Genomic DNA, 3,726 nt, shown 5'->3' with positions numbered 1-3,726 from the left:
CTCCATCCTGCTCAATACTACCGCCACCAACGCCACCACCCCCACTTTTGCCACCAAAGTTGACTTCCCTACTGGCAGTAACCCCGAATCCGTCAGCCTCGGCGACATCAACGGCGACGGGAAACCTGACTTAGCTGTGGCGTACAGGGTCAGCAACACCGCCTCCATCCTGCTCAACACCACTGCCACCAACGCCACCACCCCCACTTTTGCCACCAAAGTTGACTTCCCTACTGGCAATAACCCCAATTCCGTCAGCATCGGCGACTTCAACGGCGACATGAAACCTGACTTAGCTGTGGCAAACTACGCCAGCGACACCGTCTCCATCCTGCTCAACACCACCGCCACAGGAGCCACCACCCCCACCTTCGCCACCCAAGTCACCTTCGGTACTGGCACTAAGCCCATCTTCGTCAGCATCGGCGACTTCAACGGCGACGGGAAACCTGACTTAGCAACGGCGAACTACAGGGGCAACAATGTCTCCATCCTGCTCAACACCACCGCCACAGGAGCCACCACCCCCACTTTCGCCCCCCAAGTTAGCTTCGGTACTGGCGCTTTGCCCTTGTCCGTCAGCATCGGCGACATCAACGGCGACACGAAACCAGATTTAGCAACGTCTAACTTCTCCAGCGACACCGCCTCCATCCTGCTCAATACTACTACTGCCCCCACAGTTACCGCTGTCACCGCCACCACCGCTGACGGCAGCTACGGCATCGGTGCAACCATCGCCATCACTGTCACCTTTGATGCCGCTGTCACCGTCACCGGCACACCCCGACTGCAACTAGAAACAGGTACAACTGACCGATTTGCTAACTACGTCTCTGGTAGCGGCGGTACAACTCTCACTTTCAACTATGTAGTGCAACCAGGAGACACTTCCCTTGACTTACAATACCTCGCCACCACCGCCCTCACCCTCAACGGCGGCACAATTAAAGAAACTGTTGGTACAGCCTTTGACGCTTTCTTAACCCTCCACACTACCGCCTCAGCCAACTCTCTCGGCGGCAGCAAAGCCATAGTTATCGATGGCGTTGCACCCACCATCACTAACGTCACCTCTACCACCGCCAACGGCAGTTACAACACCACTGGCAACATCAACCTCACCGTCAACTTCAGCGAAGCAGTTACCTTAGCTGGCGGTAACATGAGTGTCGCCTTAGACACAGGTGGCACTGTCACTATTGCACCTTTCACCGGCACATCTGCTGTAGGCACTTATACTCCAACAGCAGGACAAAATAGCAATGACCTTAACTCAACTAGCATAACTTTAGGGGGAGGTGCAACCTTAAAAGATGCTGCTGGAAATAATGCCACCTTAACTATTCCTACAGGACAATCTTTAGCAAATAACAAAGCCATAATTGTAGACACCGTTGTACCCACAGTTGCCTTAACATCCGCATCCCCAACCACTACAAACGCACCTTTTGCAGTAACAGCAACTTTCAGTGAAAATGTGACAGGATTTAGCGCAACAGGTGTTAATGTTGCTAACGGCACTGTAAGCGGTTTCACAGGTAGCGGCACAACTTATAATTTTACAGTCACTCCTACTGCTGATGGCGCTGTCACAGTTAATGTCCCGGCGGCTAAAGCAACTGATACAGCGGGTAATAATAATACAGCAGCTACTCAATTAACTCGCACTGCTGATGTCACACCGCCAACTCCTAAGTTGGGTGCAATTTCTAACATTACTACAGCGGGTGGTATAAGTCAGGCATTGACAGTGACTTTCAGTGATAGTAGTGGAGTTGATGTTAGCAGTTTAGATAATTCTGATGTTGTTGTAAATTGGTCAGGCGGTGCTATTCCTGCTACCTTTGTTAGCGTCGATACTAATAGCAATGGTACGCCACGTACAGCAACATATTCATTTACTCCGCCTGGGGGAAGTTGGGATAATGCTGACAATGGTACTTACACAGTTAATTTGCAAGCATCGCAGGTGAAGGATGCTGTTGGCAACTTGTCTGCTACTAGCAGTTTAGGTACTTTTGGCGTTGCAATACCAACACCAACTCCCGCACCTGTACCAACACCAACTCCCGCACCTGTAACAACACCCACTCCCGCACCTGTACCTGTAACAGCACCAACTCCTGCACCATTGGTAACGCCAACACCCGCACCAAGCCCTGCGGAAACAGCGACACCGACGCCCGCACCAACACCGACGCCAACGCCCTCGGTAACGCCAACACCAACAACCAACAACATCCCCAACGATGACTGCATCTGTGACAAAATTGCCTATCCCAACTTAAACCAACCCAATGCAGTTGAAAACACCATACTCGGTGTATCGGGAATTCAAATAGGCACTGCCCAAAACGATGAATTTTTCGGCAGTAACAACGGCAATATATTCGATGCCAAATCAGGGAATGACAACTTATATGGTGGTGCCAGCAACGACATCTTTAATGGCAACCAAGGCAATGACTTCATCAGCGGTGGCACAGGTGATGACCTCCTATTGGGAGATGAAAATAATGACATTATTCTTGGCGACTTGGGGAACGATTTAATCTTTGGAGGCAAAGGCAATGACTCCATAAATAGCCGCGAAGGTTATGACATCATTTATGCTAATAGAAATGATGACTTCATCGATGGTGGCAAGGATAATGACACCTTATTTGCAGGCAAAGGGAATGACATAGTGCTTGGTAGCCAGGGAGATGATTACTTGTTTGGAAACCAGGGTTCGGATACCATCTGCGGCGGTGAAGGCAATGACTTCATCCGTGGTGACGAATCAGCAGATATTCTGGGAGGGTGTGAAGGAAATGATACCCTGTACGGAGGCGAAGATAACGATACTCTCACTGGTTGTCAAGGTGATGATATTCTTTACGGAGACTTGGGGAATGATAGTTTAATTGGCGGTAGCGGTAACGATATCTTTGTCTTAAATTCAGGTCAAGGATTTGATGTTATTGCTGATTTTACCATCGGTCAAGATTTGATTGGATTAAGGGGAGGTTTGAGTTTTAGCCAGTTAGAAATAACTCAAAATACTCAGGGAACTATCATCAAAAATGTCTTGACAGGAGAGGAGTTAGGTGTGATGATAGGAGTGAGTGCCAATGCGATTACATCGGCTAATTTCCGGTTGATTTAGGAAATCAAAAAAAGTGCGAGATCCCCTTGGATGAAAAAAGACCAAAAAAGGCTCTCGCACTTCTAGCAATTTTAAAAGGTCTTGCTACAATTATCAATCTTATATAAATTATCTTTCATTAGCAGAAGCCCGGCGGACACGGTAATGCCGTTTCCCAACAGGATCTCGCCTAGAACTAATGTGTAGCAAGAATTTAATGATTATTCATACTTTCGGCCGCCCCACTGAGTAGGCCCATTTAAAGCAGAAATTAGAATTCGCAAAAACGCCAACGGGCTGAAACTATTGCTATTATTGCATTTTTATATCTATTTTCTTCGTGATTCTTTTTTCTGCAATACAACTCGGACATAGGGCTTTGCAACGCCGGGCGATCGCTCACAGTATCGTTATTCATAGAATCTGGAGGCAGATCTTTATATATCCCAAATGTAGGCAGGGTAAACGCATCTTAACTGGAACCCAAAATATGCTACAGTTAAATCCGACTAAATTTCAATGTAGTTTGTTGTAGTTTATGGGTGCTATCAATGGCAAGAGGTTTTAGTAAAGCTGTAACTTCCCAACAAAAACAA

At 47.8% G+C, this 3,726-nt stretch carries 1 protein-coding gene; it reads left to right on the top strand.

Going from position 1 to position 3,726, the window contains the following annotated elements:
* Positions 1 to 3,151 (top strand): FG-GAP-like repeat-containing protein (locus ACUVJL_RS19545; protein WP_445247359.1); only part of this gene is annotated, 3,151 nt, incomplete at its 5' end.
* Positions 3,152 to 3,726: the final 575 nt, after the last annotated feature.

Origin of the sequence: Microcoleus sp. OTE_8_concoct_300, assembly GCF_031383065.1 — a bacterium.
GTDB lineage: Bacteria > Cyanobacteriota > Cyanobacteriia > Cyanobacteriales > Microcoleaceae > Microcoleus.
This window is presented reverse-complemented; position numbering and strand designations above follow the sequence as displayed.